The 12,683-nt window shown below is 75.0% G+C and carries 14 protein-coding genes; 9 read left to right on the top strand and 5 right to left on the bottom strand.

Annotated features, from left to right (window positions below; genetic code table 11):
- Positions 1 to 78 precede the first annotated feature (78 nt).
- Complete coding sequence (corA, locus tag IEZ03_RS05880) at positions 79 to 1,059, bottom strand: magnesium/cobalt transporter CorA (protein WP_184884765.1); 981 nt, start codon at positions 1,057 to 1,059, stop codon at positions 79 to 81.
- A 65-nt stretch (positions 1,060 to 1,124) separates the two neighbouring features.
- Between corA and IEZ03_RS05875 the strand changes: the two genes are divergently transcribed.
- From IEZ03_RS05875 to mshC, 7 genes are all read left to right on the top strand, one after another.
- Positions 1,125 to 1,838 carry a histidine phosphatase family protein gene (locus IEZ03_RS05875; protein ID WP_184884763.1) on the top strand — a complete coding sequence of 238 codons (714 nt, stop codon included), beginning with the start codon at positions 1,125 to 1,127 and terminating at the stop codon, positions 1,836 to 1,838.
- Between the two features lie 10 nt (positions 1,839 to 1,848).
- Complete coding sequence (locus IEZ03_RS05870) at positions 1,849 to 2,397, top strand: DUF3090 domain-containing protein (RefSeq protein WP_184884761.1); 549 nt, start codon at positions 1,849 to 1,851, stop codon at positions 2,395 to 2,397.
- A gap of 54 nt (positions 2,398 to 2,451) precedes the next feature.
- The gene (locus tag IEZ03_RS05865; protein WP_184884759.1) at positions 2,452 to 3,237 is read left to right on the top strand and encodes an SCO1664 family protein; all 786 of its coding nucleotides are present in this window, start codon (positions 2,452 to 2,454) and stop codon (positions 3,235 to 3,237) included.
- 64 nt (positions 3,238 to 3,301) lie between these two features.
- Entirely contained in the window at positions 3,302 to 4,066 is a 765-nt protein-coding gene (locus tag IEZ03_RS05860; protein WP_132048644.1) for an NRDE family protein, read from the top strand.
- A gap of 196 nt (positions 4,067 to 4,262) precedes the next feature.
- Positions 4,263 to 5,168, top strand: coding sequence for an ABC transporter permease (locus IEZ03_RS05855; protein WP_229808045.1), 906 nt, complete (start codon positions 4,263 to 4,265; stop codon positions 5,166 to 5,168).
- Positions 5,169 to 5,175: 7 nt separating this feature from the next.
- A complete protein-coding gene (locus tag IEZ03_RS05850; RefSeq protein ID WP_184884756.1) occupies positions 5,176 to 6,120 on the top strand; it encodes an ABC transporter permease in 945 nt (314 codons plus the stop codon).
- A gap of 83 nt (positions 6,121 to 6,203) precedes the next feature.
- The gene (mshC, locus tag IEZ03_RS05845) at positions 6,204 to 7,442 is read left to right on the top strand and encodes a cysteine--1-D-myo-inosityl 2-amino-2-deoxy-alpha-D-glucopyranoside ligase (protein WP_184884754.1); all 1,239 of its coding nucleotides are present in this window, start codon (positions 6,204 to 6,206) and stop codon (positions 7,440 to 7,442) included.
- On the opposite strand, the gene IEZ03_RS05840 is transcribed toward mshC, so the two are convergent.
- From IEZ03_RS05840 to IEZ03_RS05825, 4 genes are all read right to left on the bottom strand, one after another.
- Positions 7,439 to 9,025, bottom strand: a complete 1,587-nt coding sequence (locus IEZ03_RS05840) for a serine/threonine-protein kinase (protein ID WP_184884752.1) — start codon at positions 9,023 to 9,025, stop codon at positions 7,439 to 7,441. The two genes, mshC and IEZ03_RS05840, sit on opposite strands and share 4 nt — an antisense overlap.
- Before the next feature lie 35 nt (positions 9,026 to 9,060).
- Positions 9,061 to 9,594 carry a TrmH family RNA methyltransferase gene (locus IEZ03_RS05835; protein WP_184884750.1) on the bottom strand — a complete coding sequence of 178 codons (534 nt, stop codon included), beginning with the start codon at positions 9,592 to 9,594 and terminating at the stop codon, positions 9,061 to 9,063.
- A 99-nt stretch (positions 9,595 to 9,693) separates the two neighbouring features.
- Positions 9,694 to 10,542, bottom strand: coding sequence for a PAC2 family protein (locus IEZ03_RS05830; protein WP_132048656.1), 849 nt, complete (start codon positions 10,540 to 10,542; stop codon positions 9,694 to 9,696).
- Between the two features lie 195 nt (positions 10,543 to 10,737).
- On the bottom strand, positions 10,738 to 11,196 hold the full coding sequence (locus tag IEZ03_RS05825; RefSeq protein WP_184884748.1) for a universal stress protein: 459 nt from the start codon (positions 11,194 to 11,196) through the stop codon (positions 10,738 to 10,740).
- Positions 11,197 to 11,314: 118 nt separating this feature from the next.
- Between IEZ03_RS05825 and IEZ03_RS05820 the strand changes: the two genes are divergently transcribed.
- Together IEZ03_RS05820 and IEZ03_RS05815 are read left to right on the top strand one after the other, a co-directional pair.
- A complete protein-coding gene (locus IEZ03_RS05820) occupies positions 11,315 to 12,010 on the top strand; it encodes an HAD family hydrolase (RefSeq protein WP_184884746.1) in 696 nt (231 codons plus the stop codon).
- Between the two features lie 253 nt (positions 12,011 to 12,263).
- Positions 12,264 to 12,683, top strand: a 420-nt coding sequence (locus tag IEZ03_RS05815; RefSeq protein ID WP_189241162.1) for a hypothetical protein, incomplete at its 3' end; no start/stop codon positions are given.

Genomic DNA, 12,683 nt, shown 5'->3' with positions numbered 1-12,683 from the left:
GGCCCGGGGCGCCGAGTCGCACCTGTGGGCCGCGCTGCTCGCCCCGCCCATGCGCATCGGGGACGTCCCGCCCGGCGGCTAGAGCCAGCCGCTCTTGCGGAGGCGGCGGAACAGCACCACGCAGACGACCGCCATCACCCCCAGGACCAGCGGGTACCCGAAGGTCCAGTGCAGTTCGGGCATGTTGTCGAAGTTCATGCCGTAGATCCCGGCGATCGCCGTCGGCACCGCGATGATCGCGGCCCACGCGGAGATCTTGCGCATGTCCTCGTTCTGCCGCTTGCCGAGCAGCGCCAGGTGCGCGTTGAGGACGCTGTTGAGCAGCTCGTTGTGCGCGTCGACCTGCTCGTCCACGCGCAGCAGGTGGTCCAGGACGTCGCGGAAGTACTCGCGGGTCAGGGCGCACTCGCGGACCCGGCCCCGCACGATCTCGTCCATCACCGGGATCAGCGGGTCCTCGGCGGCGCGGAACTCCAGCACCTCCCGCTTGAGGGAGTAGATGTCGGCGGTGACGTCCCGCGCGCGGGGGTCGAACACCGCGGTCTCCAGCCCGATGATGTCGATCTCGACCTCGTGGGCGACCAGTTCGTAGTGGTCGACGACCTCGTCGCACACCGCGTACAGCACGGCTGTGGCGCCGTGCTTGAGCAGCTCGGGCGACTCCTCCAGCCGCCGGCGGACGGGGCCGAGCGGGTTGCCGGAGCCGTGCCGGACGGTGACGACGAACTGCTCGCCGAGGAACAGCATGATCTCGCCGACCTCGATGTCGGACGTCTCGTCGATGTAGGTGAGCGTCTTCAGGACGATGAACAGCGTGTCGTCGTAGCGCTCCAGCTTCGGCCGCTGATGCGCCGACACGGCGTCCTCGGCGGCGAGCGGATGCAGCCCGAGCTCCTCCTTGACCAGGTCGAACTCCGCCTCGTCGGGCTCGAACAGCCCGATCCAGACGAAGGCGCCCGGATCCCGGCGCGCCACGTCGAAGGCGTCGCTGATGTCGCCGCCGATGGCGCGGCGCGTCCCGTCCGCGTAGATGGCCCGGTCGACGATCACGATTCGCATTCTCCCGCATCGGCGCGCGGGCCCGCCGCCCGGCCGGGTGCCGGGCATCTCCTACAGTGGCCGCTGTGACCACCCTCCTCCTGGTCAGGCACGGCCTGACCGCCATGACCGGACCCGTGCTCGCCGGATGGACGCCGGGGGTGCGCCTCGACGACCGCGGCCGCGGCCAGGTCGCCCGGCTCGCCGCCCGCCTGGCGGACCTCCCGCTCGCCGCGGTCGTGACCAGCCCCCTGGAGCGCTGCGCCGAGACCGCCGAGGCGATCGCCGCCGGGCACGGCGACCCGGTCGGGGAGATCGAGACCGACGAGCGGTTCGGCGAGGTCCGCTACGGCGACTGGACGGGCCGCCCCCTCAAGGAGCTCGCCGAGGAGCCCCTCTGGCGGGTCGTCCAGGCGCACCCGAGCGCCGCGCGGTTCCCCGGCGCGGACGGCGAGTCCCTCGCCGCGGCGCAGCACCGCGCGGTCACCGCCGTCCGCGACTGGAACGGCCGCGTCGCCGCCGAGCACGGCCCCGACGCCCTCTACCTGGTGTGCAGCCACGGCGACATCATCAAGTCGATCGTCGCCGACGCGCTCGGCCTGCACCTGGACCAGTTCCAGCGCATCCAGGCCGACCCCGCCTCGCTCACCGTCATCCGCTACACCGAAACGCGCCCGTTCGTCGTCCGCGTCAACGACACCGGCGGCGATGTGGCCGGTCTGGTTCCCAAGCCGCCGGAGGAAGGTTCCGGGAAAGCCGGACTCGGGCCGGGGGAAGCGCCCGTGGGCGGCGGCGCGTAGGGTCGGTGTCATGCCCGTCATCTCCTACGACCTGCCGGAGCGCTTCGTCGCCGGCGCCGTCGGACGGCCAGGCGACCGCGCCTTCTACCTGCAGGCGCGCTCGGGCCGCCGCGTGACCAGCGTGGGCCTGGAGAAGTTCCAGGTGACGCTGCTGGCCGAGCGGCTGGAGGAGCTGCTGGACGAGGTGCTGCGGCGCAGCGGGGGCGACGTGCCGGTCCCCGCGGTGGCCCCCTCGGAGCTGCAGGACGACGCCCCCCTCGACCAGCCGGTGGAGGAGGAGTTCAAGGTCGGCACGATGGCGCTGGCGTGGGACCCCGAGGACGAGCAGGTCGTCATCGAGGCGCAGGAGGTCACCGAGGCCGAGGAGGACGCCGAGGTCGGCGAGGAGGACCCGGCCATCGCGGTGCTGCGGGTGCGGATCAGCGCCGCGCAGGCCCGCGCGTTCGCCGAGCGGGCCCTGAAGGTCGTCGCCGCGGGCCGCCCGCCCTGCCCGCTGTGCGGGCTCCCCCTCGACACGGAGGGCCACGTGTGCCCGCGCCAGAACGGATACCTGGGCTGAGATGACGCCTCCGTTGTACTGGATCATGGATCACCGGGCCTGGAGAATGGGCGCATGACGCAGTCCTCCCGCGACCGGGCGACCGCGGACGACGCCGGGCGGGGCGAGCCCGGGCGCCGCGTCTCGCCCCGCGACGCCGCCGCCGCCGAGGAGCTGCTGTCGGCCGGGCGGCTCAGCGTGGAGGGCAGGCTCGTCCAGGCGTCCAACGCCACCCTGTACTGCTCGGTCGAACGCGACGGCCTCGCCGCCGCCTGCGTGTACAAGCCCGTCGCGGGGGAGCGGCCGCTGTGGGACTTCCCCGACGGGACCCTCGCCGAGCGCGAGGTCGCCGCCTACGAGGTCTCCAAGGCCATGGGGTGGGCGACCGTCCCGCCCACCGTGCACCGCGACGGCCCCTACGGGCCCGGCATGGTGCAGCTGTGGGTGGAGCCCGACCCCGACATCGACCTCGTCGCCCTGTCCCGCTCGGACGACGAGGCCGTCCGCCGCATGGCGGTGTTCGACGCCGTCGTCAACAACGCCGACCGCAAGATCGGGCACCTGCTCCCGCCCGGCGACGGCCACGTCTACGGCTGCGACCACGGCGTCTGCTTCTCCGTCGACTACAAGCTCCGCACCGTCCTGTGGCAGTGGCGCGGCAAGCCGCTGACGCCCGAGGCGCTGGACGCCCTCGGCCGCGTGGACGCCGCCATGCGCGGCCCGCTGGGCGCGCGCCTCGCCGAGCTCCTCACCCCGGACGAGGTGGACGCCACCCGCCGCCGCGTGGAGCTCATGCTCAAGCACCGGATCCACCCCTACCCTCCCGAGGACTGGCCGGCCATCCCCTGGCCGCCGCTCTGACCGCGGGCACGGACCCGGCGACCCCGCCGTCCGGGTGATCTGCGGCAAGTGCTCCAATTAGGGCATGTGCACGGCGATCATCAGCATCGACCCCGCCTCCCCGGTACCCGTCCTGCTGGTCGGCGTGCGGGACGAGTTCGTCGCCCGAGACTGGGAGCCGCCCGGGCGGCACTGGCCGGACCGGCCCGGCCTCGTCGGCGGCCGGGACCTGCGCGCGGGCGGCACGTGGCTCGCCGTCGACCCCGGCGCGCCCCGGGTCGGCCTCGTCCTCAACGGGCGCGGCCGCATGGCGCCCGAGGAGGGGCGCGTCTCCCGCGGCGAGCTGCCGCTGCGGGCCGCCGCCGACGGCAAGCTCGGCCGGTCGGACCTGCGGGTCTACGACCCGTTCCACCTCGTCGCCGCCGACCCCGGCCGGGTGCGGCTGTGGAGCTGGGACGGCGACGACCTCGCCGAACGCGACCTCGGCCCCGGACTGCACATGATCGTCAACAGCGGGCTGGAGGGCGAGGGCCAGCCGGAGGGCGACACCGAGGACGCCTACATGGCGGCGCGGCTCGCGCACTTCCGGCCCCGGCTGGCCGCCGCGCCGCGCCCCGAGCCCGGCCGCGACGACCCCGTGGACCGGGCATGGGGCGATTGGACGGCGCTGGTCAACGGCGACGGCCTGCCCCGCGCCGACCACCGCGCGCTGCTGCCCCTGCTCGACCTCGGCGACGGCCGGGTCTGGGGCACCACCTCCGTCACCCTCGCCGCGCTCGCGCCGGGCGGCGTCCGGTACGACTTCTCCGCCGCCCCCGGCGACGGTGCCGCCTGGACCCGCATCCTGTAAGACCCGCATCCTGTAGCGCCCGCGATCCTGGGCGGGCCCGCGCCATGTAAGCGTGCGGTGACTCAGAGCCGTTTCGGCAACGCTGCGGCGGAACGGTGACGGTCGGTGCTACCTTGGCCACTCAATGCGATCTTGGCGGCGTTGCGGGGGCCGGCGGGCCCGCCCGGGCACCGGCCCGGAACGGGGGAGGCGCCCGGTGCGGGCGCGCGGCCCGTCCCGGCTCGCATGGGAGCGGTTCAAGCGCGACCGGGCCGCCGCCGCGTCCGTCGCGGTCCTGCTGCTCATCGCGGCGTTCGCCGCGCTGGCGCCGCTGTGGGAGCACCTGACCGGCCACCCCTACCACGCCACGTTCCCCGGGACGGGCCTCGAAGCCTCCGGGCAGCCGCGCGGGCCCGGCGGGGAGTTCCCGCTCGGCGCCGACCAGCTCGGCCGCGACGTCCTCGTCCGCGCCGCCTACGGCGCCCGGATCTCGCTGGCCGTCGGGCTGTCGGCGGCACTGCTGGCCGCCGTCGCCGGCACCCTCGCCGGGATGCTCGCGGGCCTCGCCGGCGGCGCGCTGGACACGCTGCTGTCCCGGCTGATCGACCTCACGCTCGCGCTGCCGTACCTGCTGGTCGCGGTGCTGCTGTCGACCACGTTCCAGATCACCTCGGCCCGCGCCGGCATCACGATGACGATCCTGGTCGTCGCGTTCTTCTCCGTCGCGGCGTTCGCCCGTGTCATCCGCGGCCAGGTGCTGGCGCTGCGCCGGCAGGAGTTCGTCGAGGCCGCCCGGCTCCTCGGCGCCTCCAGGGCGCGGATCATGGTCGCGGAGATCCTGCCGAACCTGACCGCGCAGGTCACCGTGCTGACCGCGCTGCTGATCCCGGCGGCGATCGTGTTCGAGGCGACGCTGTCGTTCCTCGGCGCCGGGGTGCCGCCGCCGATGCCGAGCTGGGGGTCGATGCTCGGCGAGGGCGGCGACGTGTTCCAGACGGCGTGGTGGCTGCTGGCCGTCCCGGGCGCGCTGCTGCTGCTGACCACGCTGTCGTTCACCATGATCGGCGACGCGGTCCGCGACGCCCTCGACCCGCGCGGCGGCCCCGCCGCCCGGGGGAGGTGACCGGGGGATGGCGCGCCTCGCCGCCCGCCGCGTCCTGCACGCGGTGTTCATGCTGTGGCTGGTGGCGACCCTCGTGTTCGTGTTCGTGCACGTGTCGCCGGTCCCGGTGGAGCGGGTCCTCGGCGGGCCCCGCGCCACCCCCGAGACGCTGGCGCAGATCCGCGCGAACCTCGGCCTGGACCGGCCCTTCCCCGTCCAGTACTGGTGCTTCGCCGGGCGGCTGCTGCGCGGCGACCTCGGCGACTCCTACGTCACCGGCGCGCCGGTGACGGCCCTGATCGCCGCCCGGCTGCCCACGACGCTGTGCCTGATCGCCGGCGGGGCGGTCCTGTGGTTCGCCGGCGGCGTCGCCCTCGGGATGCTCGGCGCCGTGAAGGCCCGCACCCTCTGGGACCGCGCCGCCGCGGCGTTCGTGCTGCTGGGCCTGGCGACCCCGCCGTTCGTGATGGCGCTGGCGCTGCTGTACGTGTTCTCGACCAGGCTCACCGAGAGCGGCGTCCACCTGTTCGAGGCCGGTCCGCCGCTCGAGGCCGACTTCCTGCGCAGGATGATCCTGCCGTGGATCGCGCTGTCCTTCCTGATGCTCGCCACCTACACGCGCCTCACCCGCGCCGCGATGCTGGACGTGCTGGGCGAGGACTACGTCCGCACAGCGCGGGCCAAGGGCCTGCCGGAGCGCCGCGTCGTCGGCCGGCACGTCCTGCGCCCGGCGCTCACCCCGGTCGTCACCCAGTTCGGCATCGACCTCGGCGCGCTCGTCGGCTCCACGATCGTCATCGAGAAGGTGTTCGGGCTGCAGGGCGTGGGGCAGCTCGTCCACCAGTCCATCGCGGCCGGCGACACCCCGGTGATCATCGGCGTCACGCTGCTGGTGACGGTGTGCGTGATCACCGCGAACCTGGTGGTGGACATCTGCTACTCGCTGCTCGACCCCCGCCTCCGGCACCGCTGAGCCCCGCCAGGTCCGGACAGGTCCGGGCAATCGCCGACGATCTCGGCGTAACCCATCTAGCTGGGCATGGATAAGCTTTCCGTATGCGATCGTGGCCCGCCTCCGATGTCCCCAGCCTCCCCGACGCGGGACTGCCCGCCGCGGCACGGCCGCTCAGACTCCACGACACCGGGACGGGGACGGCGCGTCCCGCGGGCCCGGACGGCCCCGGCGGCACCGCCCGGATGTACGTGTGCGGGATCACCCCCTACGACGCCACCCACATCGGGCACGCCAACACCTACGTCGCCTTCGACCTCGTCAACCGCGTGTGGCGCGACCAGGGCCACCGCGTCCTCTACGTCCAGAACACCACCGACGTCGACGACCCGCTTCTGGAACGTGCCCGCGAGACGGGCGAGGACTGGCGCGAGCTGGCCGACCGGGAGATCGAGCTGTTCCGCGCCGACATGACCGCCCTGCGGGTCCTGCCGCCCGAGCACTACATCGGCGCCGTCGAGTCGATCCCGCTCATCATCGAGATGATCGAGAAGCTGCGCGGCCGGGACGCCGCCTACCAGGTCGACGGCGACGTCTACTTCCCCATCGCCGCCGACCCCGCGTTCGGGCAGGTCAGCGGGCTGACCAGCGAGGAGATGGCGCCGCTGTTCGCCGAGCGCGGCGGCGACCCCGCCCGGACGGGCAAGCGCGACCCCCTCGACGCCATGCTGTGGATGGCCCAGCGCCCCGGCGAGCCCGGCTGGGACTCGCCGTTCGGCGTCGGCCGCCCCGGCTGGCACGTGGAGTGCTCGGCGATCTCCATCGAGCACCTCGGGATGGCGTTCGACGTCGAGGGCGGCGGCTCGGACCTGGCGTTCCCGCACCACGAGATGAGCGCCTCGCACGCCCAGGTCGCGACCGGGGAGCGCCCGCACGCCCGCGCCTACGTCCACGCCGGCATGGTCGGCCTCGACGGCGAGAAGATGTCCAAGTCGCGCGGCAACCTGGTGTTCGTGTCGCGGCTGCGCGAGGCGGGGACCGACCCGATGGCGATCCGGCTGGCGCTGCTGGCGCACCACTACCGGTCCGACTGGGAGTGGACCGACGACGGCCTCGCCGCAGCCCAGGACCGGCTGGACCGGTGGCGCGCCGCGGCGTCCCGCCCGTCCGGGCCGCCCGCCGCCCCGGTCGCGGCCGCCGTCCGCGACGGCCTCGCCGACGACCTGGACGCCCCCGCCGCGCTGGCGGCCGTCGACGCCTGGGCCGCCGCCGACGGCACCGACGACACGGCCCCGGCCCAGGTGAAGGCCATCGCCGACGCCCTCCTCGGCGTCGCGCTCTAACGCATCACGTAGCACTCCCACGCGGACGGGTCGCCGGCGCCGCCGCTCGTGCGGGCCTCGGCGTCCGGGCGGTACTGCGACGCGCACACCTGCGTCATCGTGATGTGGGTGTCGACACCGATGTCGCCGCCGCGCGGCACGCAGTACCACTCGCCGGAGCGGAACTCGGCGTCGCGCCCGCGGGTGCCGCAGTACCGGCCGGGATCGGGCGAGCCGAGCACGACGGCCTCGGGCGGCGGATCGCCGGAGGGCGGCGGGCCGCCGTCGTCCCCGCCGCCGGGGCGGGTGCCCTCGCCCGGACCCGGAGGCGCCGGGGCCCGCGAGGCCGGCGGCCGGCCGGTGCGGGCGGTGGAGGGGGCCGCCGAGGGCGGCTTCGACGACCGGCCGGGCGTGGTCACCGGGGCCGTGACCTGCCCGCCGCCCCGGGCCGCGCCGCCGTCGGGCGCGTCGGGCGACCGGCCCAGCAGCAGGTAGGTCCCGGCTCCGGCGAGCGCCGCGACGACGCAGGCGCCCGTGGCGGCGGCAGCGGCCCGTCCCGCCCGGCGGCGCACGCGGCGGCCGCGCGGCCCCGGCACGGTGTCCTCCCCGGCCCCGCCCGCGCCGCCCGTGCCCGTCCCATCCGCGGCCGTGCCGTCCGTGCGCGTGCCGTCCGCGCCCGCGGTTCCAGTGCCGGCGGTCTGCGTGCCTTCCGCGTCCGCGCGCGGCCGGTCGTGGCCCACCGGGGGCGGCGGGGGCACCGCGCCGGCGGGCAGGTCGAAGGCGTCCTCGTGGCCGACGAGCCGCAGCAGCAGCTGCGCCGCCGTGGGCCGCAGCGCGGGGTCCTTGGCCAGCGACGCCGCGACCAGCTCGCGCAGCTCGCCGGCGAGGTCCCCGAGGTCGGGCTCGTGGTGCAGCACCCGGTACATCACGGCCGGGATCGAGTCGGACCCGAACGGGGGCCGCCCCGTCGCCGCGAACGTGATCGTCGAACCCCAGGCGAACACGTCGCAGGCGGCGCCGGCGTCCGCCCCCGACACCTGCTCGGGCGCCATGTAGGCGGGGGTCCCGACGGTGCGGCTGCTGACCGTGCTCGCCGTGTCCAGCACCCGCGACAGCCCGAAGTCGATCACCCGCGGGCCGTCCGGGCCGAGCAGCACGTTGTGCGGCTTGAGGTCGCGGTGCACGACCCCGGCGCGGTGGATGGCGGCCAGCGCGCCGGCGGTGCTGACGGCGAGCCGGTCGAGCGCGCCGCCCGCCAGCGGCCCGTCCCGCGCCACGAGCCGGTTCAGCGGCTCGCCCGGGACGTACTCGCTGACCAGGTACGGGGTGTCCCCGGCGACCTCGGCGTCCAGGAACTGGGCGGTGCAGAACCGGGCGACCTGCTTGGCGACCTCGGTCTCCCGGGCGAACCGGGCGCGCGCGGTGGCGTCGTCGTCGAAGTGCACCCGCAGGAGCTTGACCGCGACGTGCTCGCCGTCCGCGCCGACCCCGAGGAACACCGTGCCCTGCGCGCCGGATCCGAGCCGCCCGACCAGGTCGTAGCGGCCGAGGCGGGCCGGGTCGTGGGGGCGCAGCGGCCGCGCCTCCGGTCGGCCTTCCGGCACGTGGACTCCTTCCTCCGGTCACCGGGCGGCGCCCGTCACAGCAGGCCCGCGAGACGGTACAGGACCAGCGAGCCGGCGACGGCCACGTTCAGGCTGGCGCCGCCTCCCACCATAGGGATCTCCACGGCCAGGTCGAGCAGATCGAGCGCCTCGCCCGGAATGCCGGACTGCTCGTGCCCGAGCACCGCCACGGTGCGGGTCCGCGCCGCGGGCAGGTCCGCGAGCCGCACCGCCTCGTCGGCCAGCTCCACCCCGACGACCCGCGAACCCGCGTTCCGCTGGCGCTCCAGCCAGCCCAGCGGATCGTTCACCCAGTGGACGCACGCGGGGCGGCGCAGCGTGTTGCCGCGCGCGAGCGCCTCGGGCACCCAGGAGAACCGGGGCACCGCCATGCACGCGCCGACCGCGTCGCAGGTGCGGAGGAGCGTCCCCAGGTTGGCGCCGTGCAGCGGCCAGAGGGGCGCGGCGATGAGGTGGTCCCAGCAGGGATGGGCGCGGCGTCGGCGCTGGTGGCGGACCTCACGGGCCGGACGGACCCGGATCGCCGGGCCGGCGGCGCGGCGGCTCACCGGCCGCGGGCGCCTCCGCCCTCAAGGATGAGAAGAGTCATGGTGGGCGCACTTGGCGGCGTGCGCGGGCCTTCACCGGGGACGGGACTCTCCCCGATCCTAACCGCGGCCCGGGTCCCGGCGCCGCAGGTAGCGCTCGAACTCGCGGGCGATGGCGTCGCCGCTCGCCTCGGGCAGCTCGGTCGCGTCCTTCTGCTCCTCCAGCGTCCGGACGTAGTCGGCGACCTCGGAGTCCTCCTCGGCGAGCTCGTTGACGCCGTGCTCCCACGCGCGGGCCTCCTCGGGCAGCTCGCCGAGCGGGACGGTGACGTCCAGGAGGTCCTCGACGCGGCGCAGCAGCGCCAGCGTCGCCTTCGGCGACGGCGGCTGCGCGACGTAGTGCGGGACGGCCGCCCACAGCGACACCGTGTCGAGGTCGGCCTTCGCGCACGCGTCCTGCAGGACGCCGAGGATCCCGGTCGGCCCCTCGTAGCGGGCCGGCTCCAGGTGCAGGGTGCTGACGAGGCCCGCCTCGGACGCGGCGCCGGTGACCGGCACCGGCCGGGTGTGCGGGGAGTCGGCGAGCAGCGCGCCGAGCAGCACGACGTTGCGGACCTCCAGCTCCAGCATCAGCCCGACCAGCTCGCGGCAGAACGACCGCCACCGCATGTTCGGCTCGATCCCGTGCAGCAGGACCACGTCCTTGCCGTTCGGCAGCCGCGCCCACGACACGCGGGTGGTCGGCCAGGTGATGCCGCGGGTCTCCCCTTCGGTCATCTCCACGATCGGCCGGTTGACCTGGAAGTCGTAGTAGTCGTCGGGGTCGAGTTCGGCGATCGGCACCGCCTCCCAGGTGGACTCCAGGTGCGAGATCACGCCGCTGGCGGCCTCCCCGGCGTCGTTCCACCCCTCAAAGGCGGCCACGAGCACCGGATCCACGAGTTCCGGCACGTCTTCGAGCTCGACCACGCGCTGCCTCCTTCCGACGCCCAGGTACTGCACCACCGGCGGGGGCCGTCATCTCCCGGGGCGGGGGCCCCGCTCATGATCGGTGGCTGTCAGCCTACGTCCTGCGGACGGCCTACCCCACCCTCCCGGCGGCAGACCCCCGCGCCCTACGCCCGCAGCGGAAAAAGCCGAAGGAATCTCGTCCTCAGGACGGTCTCACTTGCCGTCCGTGGTGTGCACGATCAGCACGTCGCAGGGGGACCGGTGCGAGAGGTTCGCCGGGACCGACCCGAGGATCCGCCCGGCGAGGCTGTTCAGCCCGCGGTTGCCGATCACGACGAGTTCCGCGCCGCGCTCCTTCGCCAGCTTGGAGATGACGTCCACGGCGTCGCCCTCGACGGCGATCTGGTCGATGTCGGTGGCGCCCGCCGCGACCGCCCGCTCGCGCGCGGCGCGCAGCGCGTCGTCGGCCGGCGTGGACCCCTGCACCTTGTAGGCGAGGTCACCGAGGCGGTCGGCGGCGCTCGCGCGCTCCCGCTCGGGCATGGGGCTGTAGGCGGAGGCGAGCAGGAGGGTCGCGCCGGTGGCGGCGGCCAGCTGGGCGGCCCTGTCGACCGCGCGGAACGAGGAGTCCGAGCCGTCGGTGCCGACGAGGATGATGCGGTAGGCGCTCATACCGTTCCTTACCGGATAGTAGTTTAGGGGCACGGTATCGGTCGGCCGACCCATCCGTCACCGTCTCTTTGCACAGCCCGTCCAAGAAGAAACGCCGCGGCGGGGACCGGCGCGCGTGATGTTCGCGACACCCTGGAGGAGCACCGTGACCCCTGGCGGCCCGCAGGCCGTGCTGTTCGACATGGACGGCCTGCTCATCGACTCCGAGCGCGTCTGGCTGGAGGTCGAGTCGGAGGTCATGGCGTGGCTGGGCGGCGAGTGGAGCCCCGCCCACCAGGAGAAGCTCGTCGGCGGCTCCCTGGACGTCGCCGTCCGCTACATGCTGGAGCTGACCGGCGCGGCCGCCTCCCCCGAGGAGGTCGGGCGGCGGATGCTGGACGGCATGGCCGAGCGGCTCGGCGCCTGCGTGCCGATGATGCCCGGCGCGAAGGACCTGCTGTCCGAGGTCCGCGCGGCCGGGGTCCCCGCGGCGCTGGTGTCCTCCAGCCACCGTCGGCTGATCGAGCCGGTGCTGGACGCGATCGGCCGCGAGCACTTCGCGCTGAGCGTCGCGGGCGACGAGGTCGCGCGCACCAAGCCCGACCCCGAGCCCTACCTGACGGCCGCGGCCCGCCTGGGCGCAGACCCGGCCCGCTGCGTCGTCCTGGAGGACTCCCCGAACGGCGTCGCCGCGGGCGAGGCGGCGGGCTGCGTCACCGTCGCGGTCCCCGGCGTCCTGCCGATCCCTCCCGCACCGGGCCGCGTCGTGGTCTCCTCGCTGCGCGAGGTCACCCTGGACACCCTGCGGGCCCTGCCCGCGTTCACCGGGGCCTGAGAACCGGCCCCGCCCGGACGGGGCGCCGCGGCCCGGCGCCGCGGCCCAGCGAAGCGCCCGTGACCGGCCCGGCGCCCGATACCGCGGAGCCGATACCTGCGGGGCGGTCCTTAAGGGACGGGTCACGCGGGAGGAGGAGGGCCGCGCGCCCGGAAACCGTCCGCCGGGAGGATCGGAACCGGCCCCCGACGTGTGACGATGGAAGTGAGGCATCACCGCAGTGACGCAGCACCGTATGGAATGAGGGGCCGGCATGAGTGACACAGCGATCTTCGCGATCAGTCTCGCAGTGACCCTGGTCGGGCTGGTCGTCAGCTGGGGGGTCTACCGCCGCCGCGGCGCGGGGACCGGGCTGCGCGGCGCCGCCCTGTCCCTGGTGCCCCTCGCGGCGGCGATGACGGGCGTCACGGAGTTCTTCGTCGACCTGGCGTTCAGCCCGGCCCGGTGGGCGGGCGTCGCGGTGGCGGGGGTGGCCGTGCTGCTCTACCTGGTCTCCGGCGCGATGATCAGCCGCCGCGCGGGCGCGTCCGGCGGCGCCGCTTCCGGCGGGCGCAAGGCCGCCGGGGGCGGCAAGCAGAAGCCCGCCGGGCGCTCGGGCGGGCAGCAGGCCGTGGAGGGTCCCGCGCCGGGCGGCGGCGACCCCGAGATGGCCGAGATCGAGCGGATCCTGCGC

The sequence above is a fragment of the Actinomadura livida genome, assembly GCF_014648675.1.
Classification (GTDB): domain Bacteria; phylum Actinomycetota; class Actinomycetes; order Streptosporangiales; family Streptosporangiaceae; genus Spirillospora; species Spirillospora livida.
The sequence above is the reverse complement of the archived record's forward strand: the minus strand, read 5'-3'. Positions and strand labels throughout refer to the sequence as shown.

What these genes read in the sequence shown, in the direction of transcription:
- IEZ03_RS05860 (WP_132048644.1), top strand. Translation starts at nt 3,302, where the DNA reads ATGTGCACGGCGATCATCAGCATCGACCCCGCCTCCCCGGTACCCGTC.
- IEZ03_RS05865 (WP_184884759.1), top strand. Translation starts at nt 2,452, where the DNA reads ATGACGCAGTCCTCCCGCGACCGGGCGACCGCGGACGACGCCGGGCGG.
- corA (WP_184884765.1), bottom strand. Translation starts at nt 1,059, where the DNA reads ATGCGAATCGTGATCGTCGACCGGGCCATCTACGCGGACGGGACGCGC.
- IEZ03_RS05850 (WP_184884756.1), top strand. Translation starts at nt 5,176, where the DNA reads ATGGCGCGCCTCGCCGCCCGCCGCGTCCTGCACGCGGTGTTCATGCTG.
- IEZ03_RS05820 (WP_184884746.1), top strand. Translation starts at nt 11,315, where the DNA reads ATGTTCGCGACACCCTGGAGGAGCACCGTGACCCCTGGCGGCCCGCAG.
- IEZ03_RS05870 (WP_184884761.1), top strand. Translation starts at nt 1,849, where the DNA reads ATGCCCGTCATCTCCTACGACCTGCCGGAGCGCTTCGTCGCCGGCGCC.
- mshC (WP_184884754.1), top strand. Translation starts at nt 6,204, where the DNA reads ATGCGATCGTGGCCCGCCTCCGATGTCCCCAGCCTCCCCGACGCGGGA.
- IEZ03_RS05825 (WP_184884748.1), bottom strand. Translation starts at nt 11,196, where the DNA reads ATGAGCGCCTACCGCATCATCCTCGTCGGCACCGACGGCTCGGACTCC.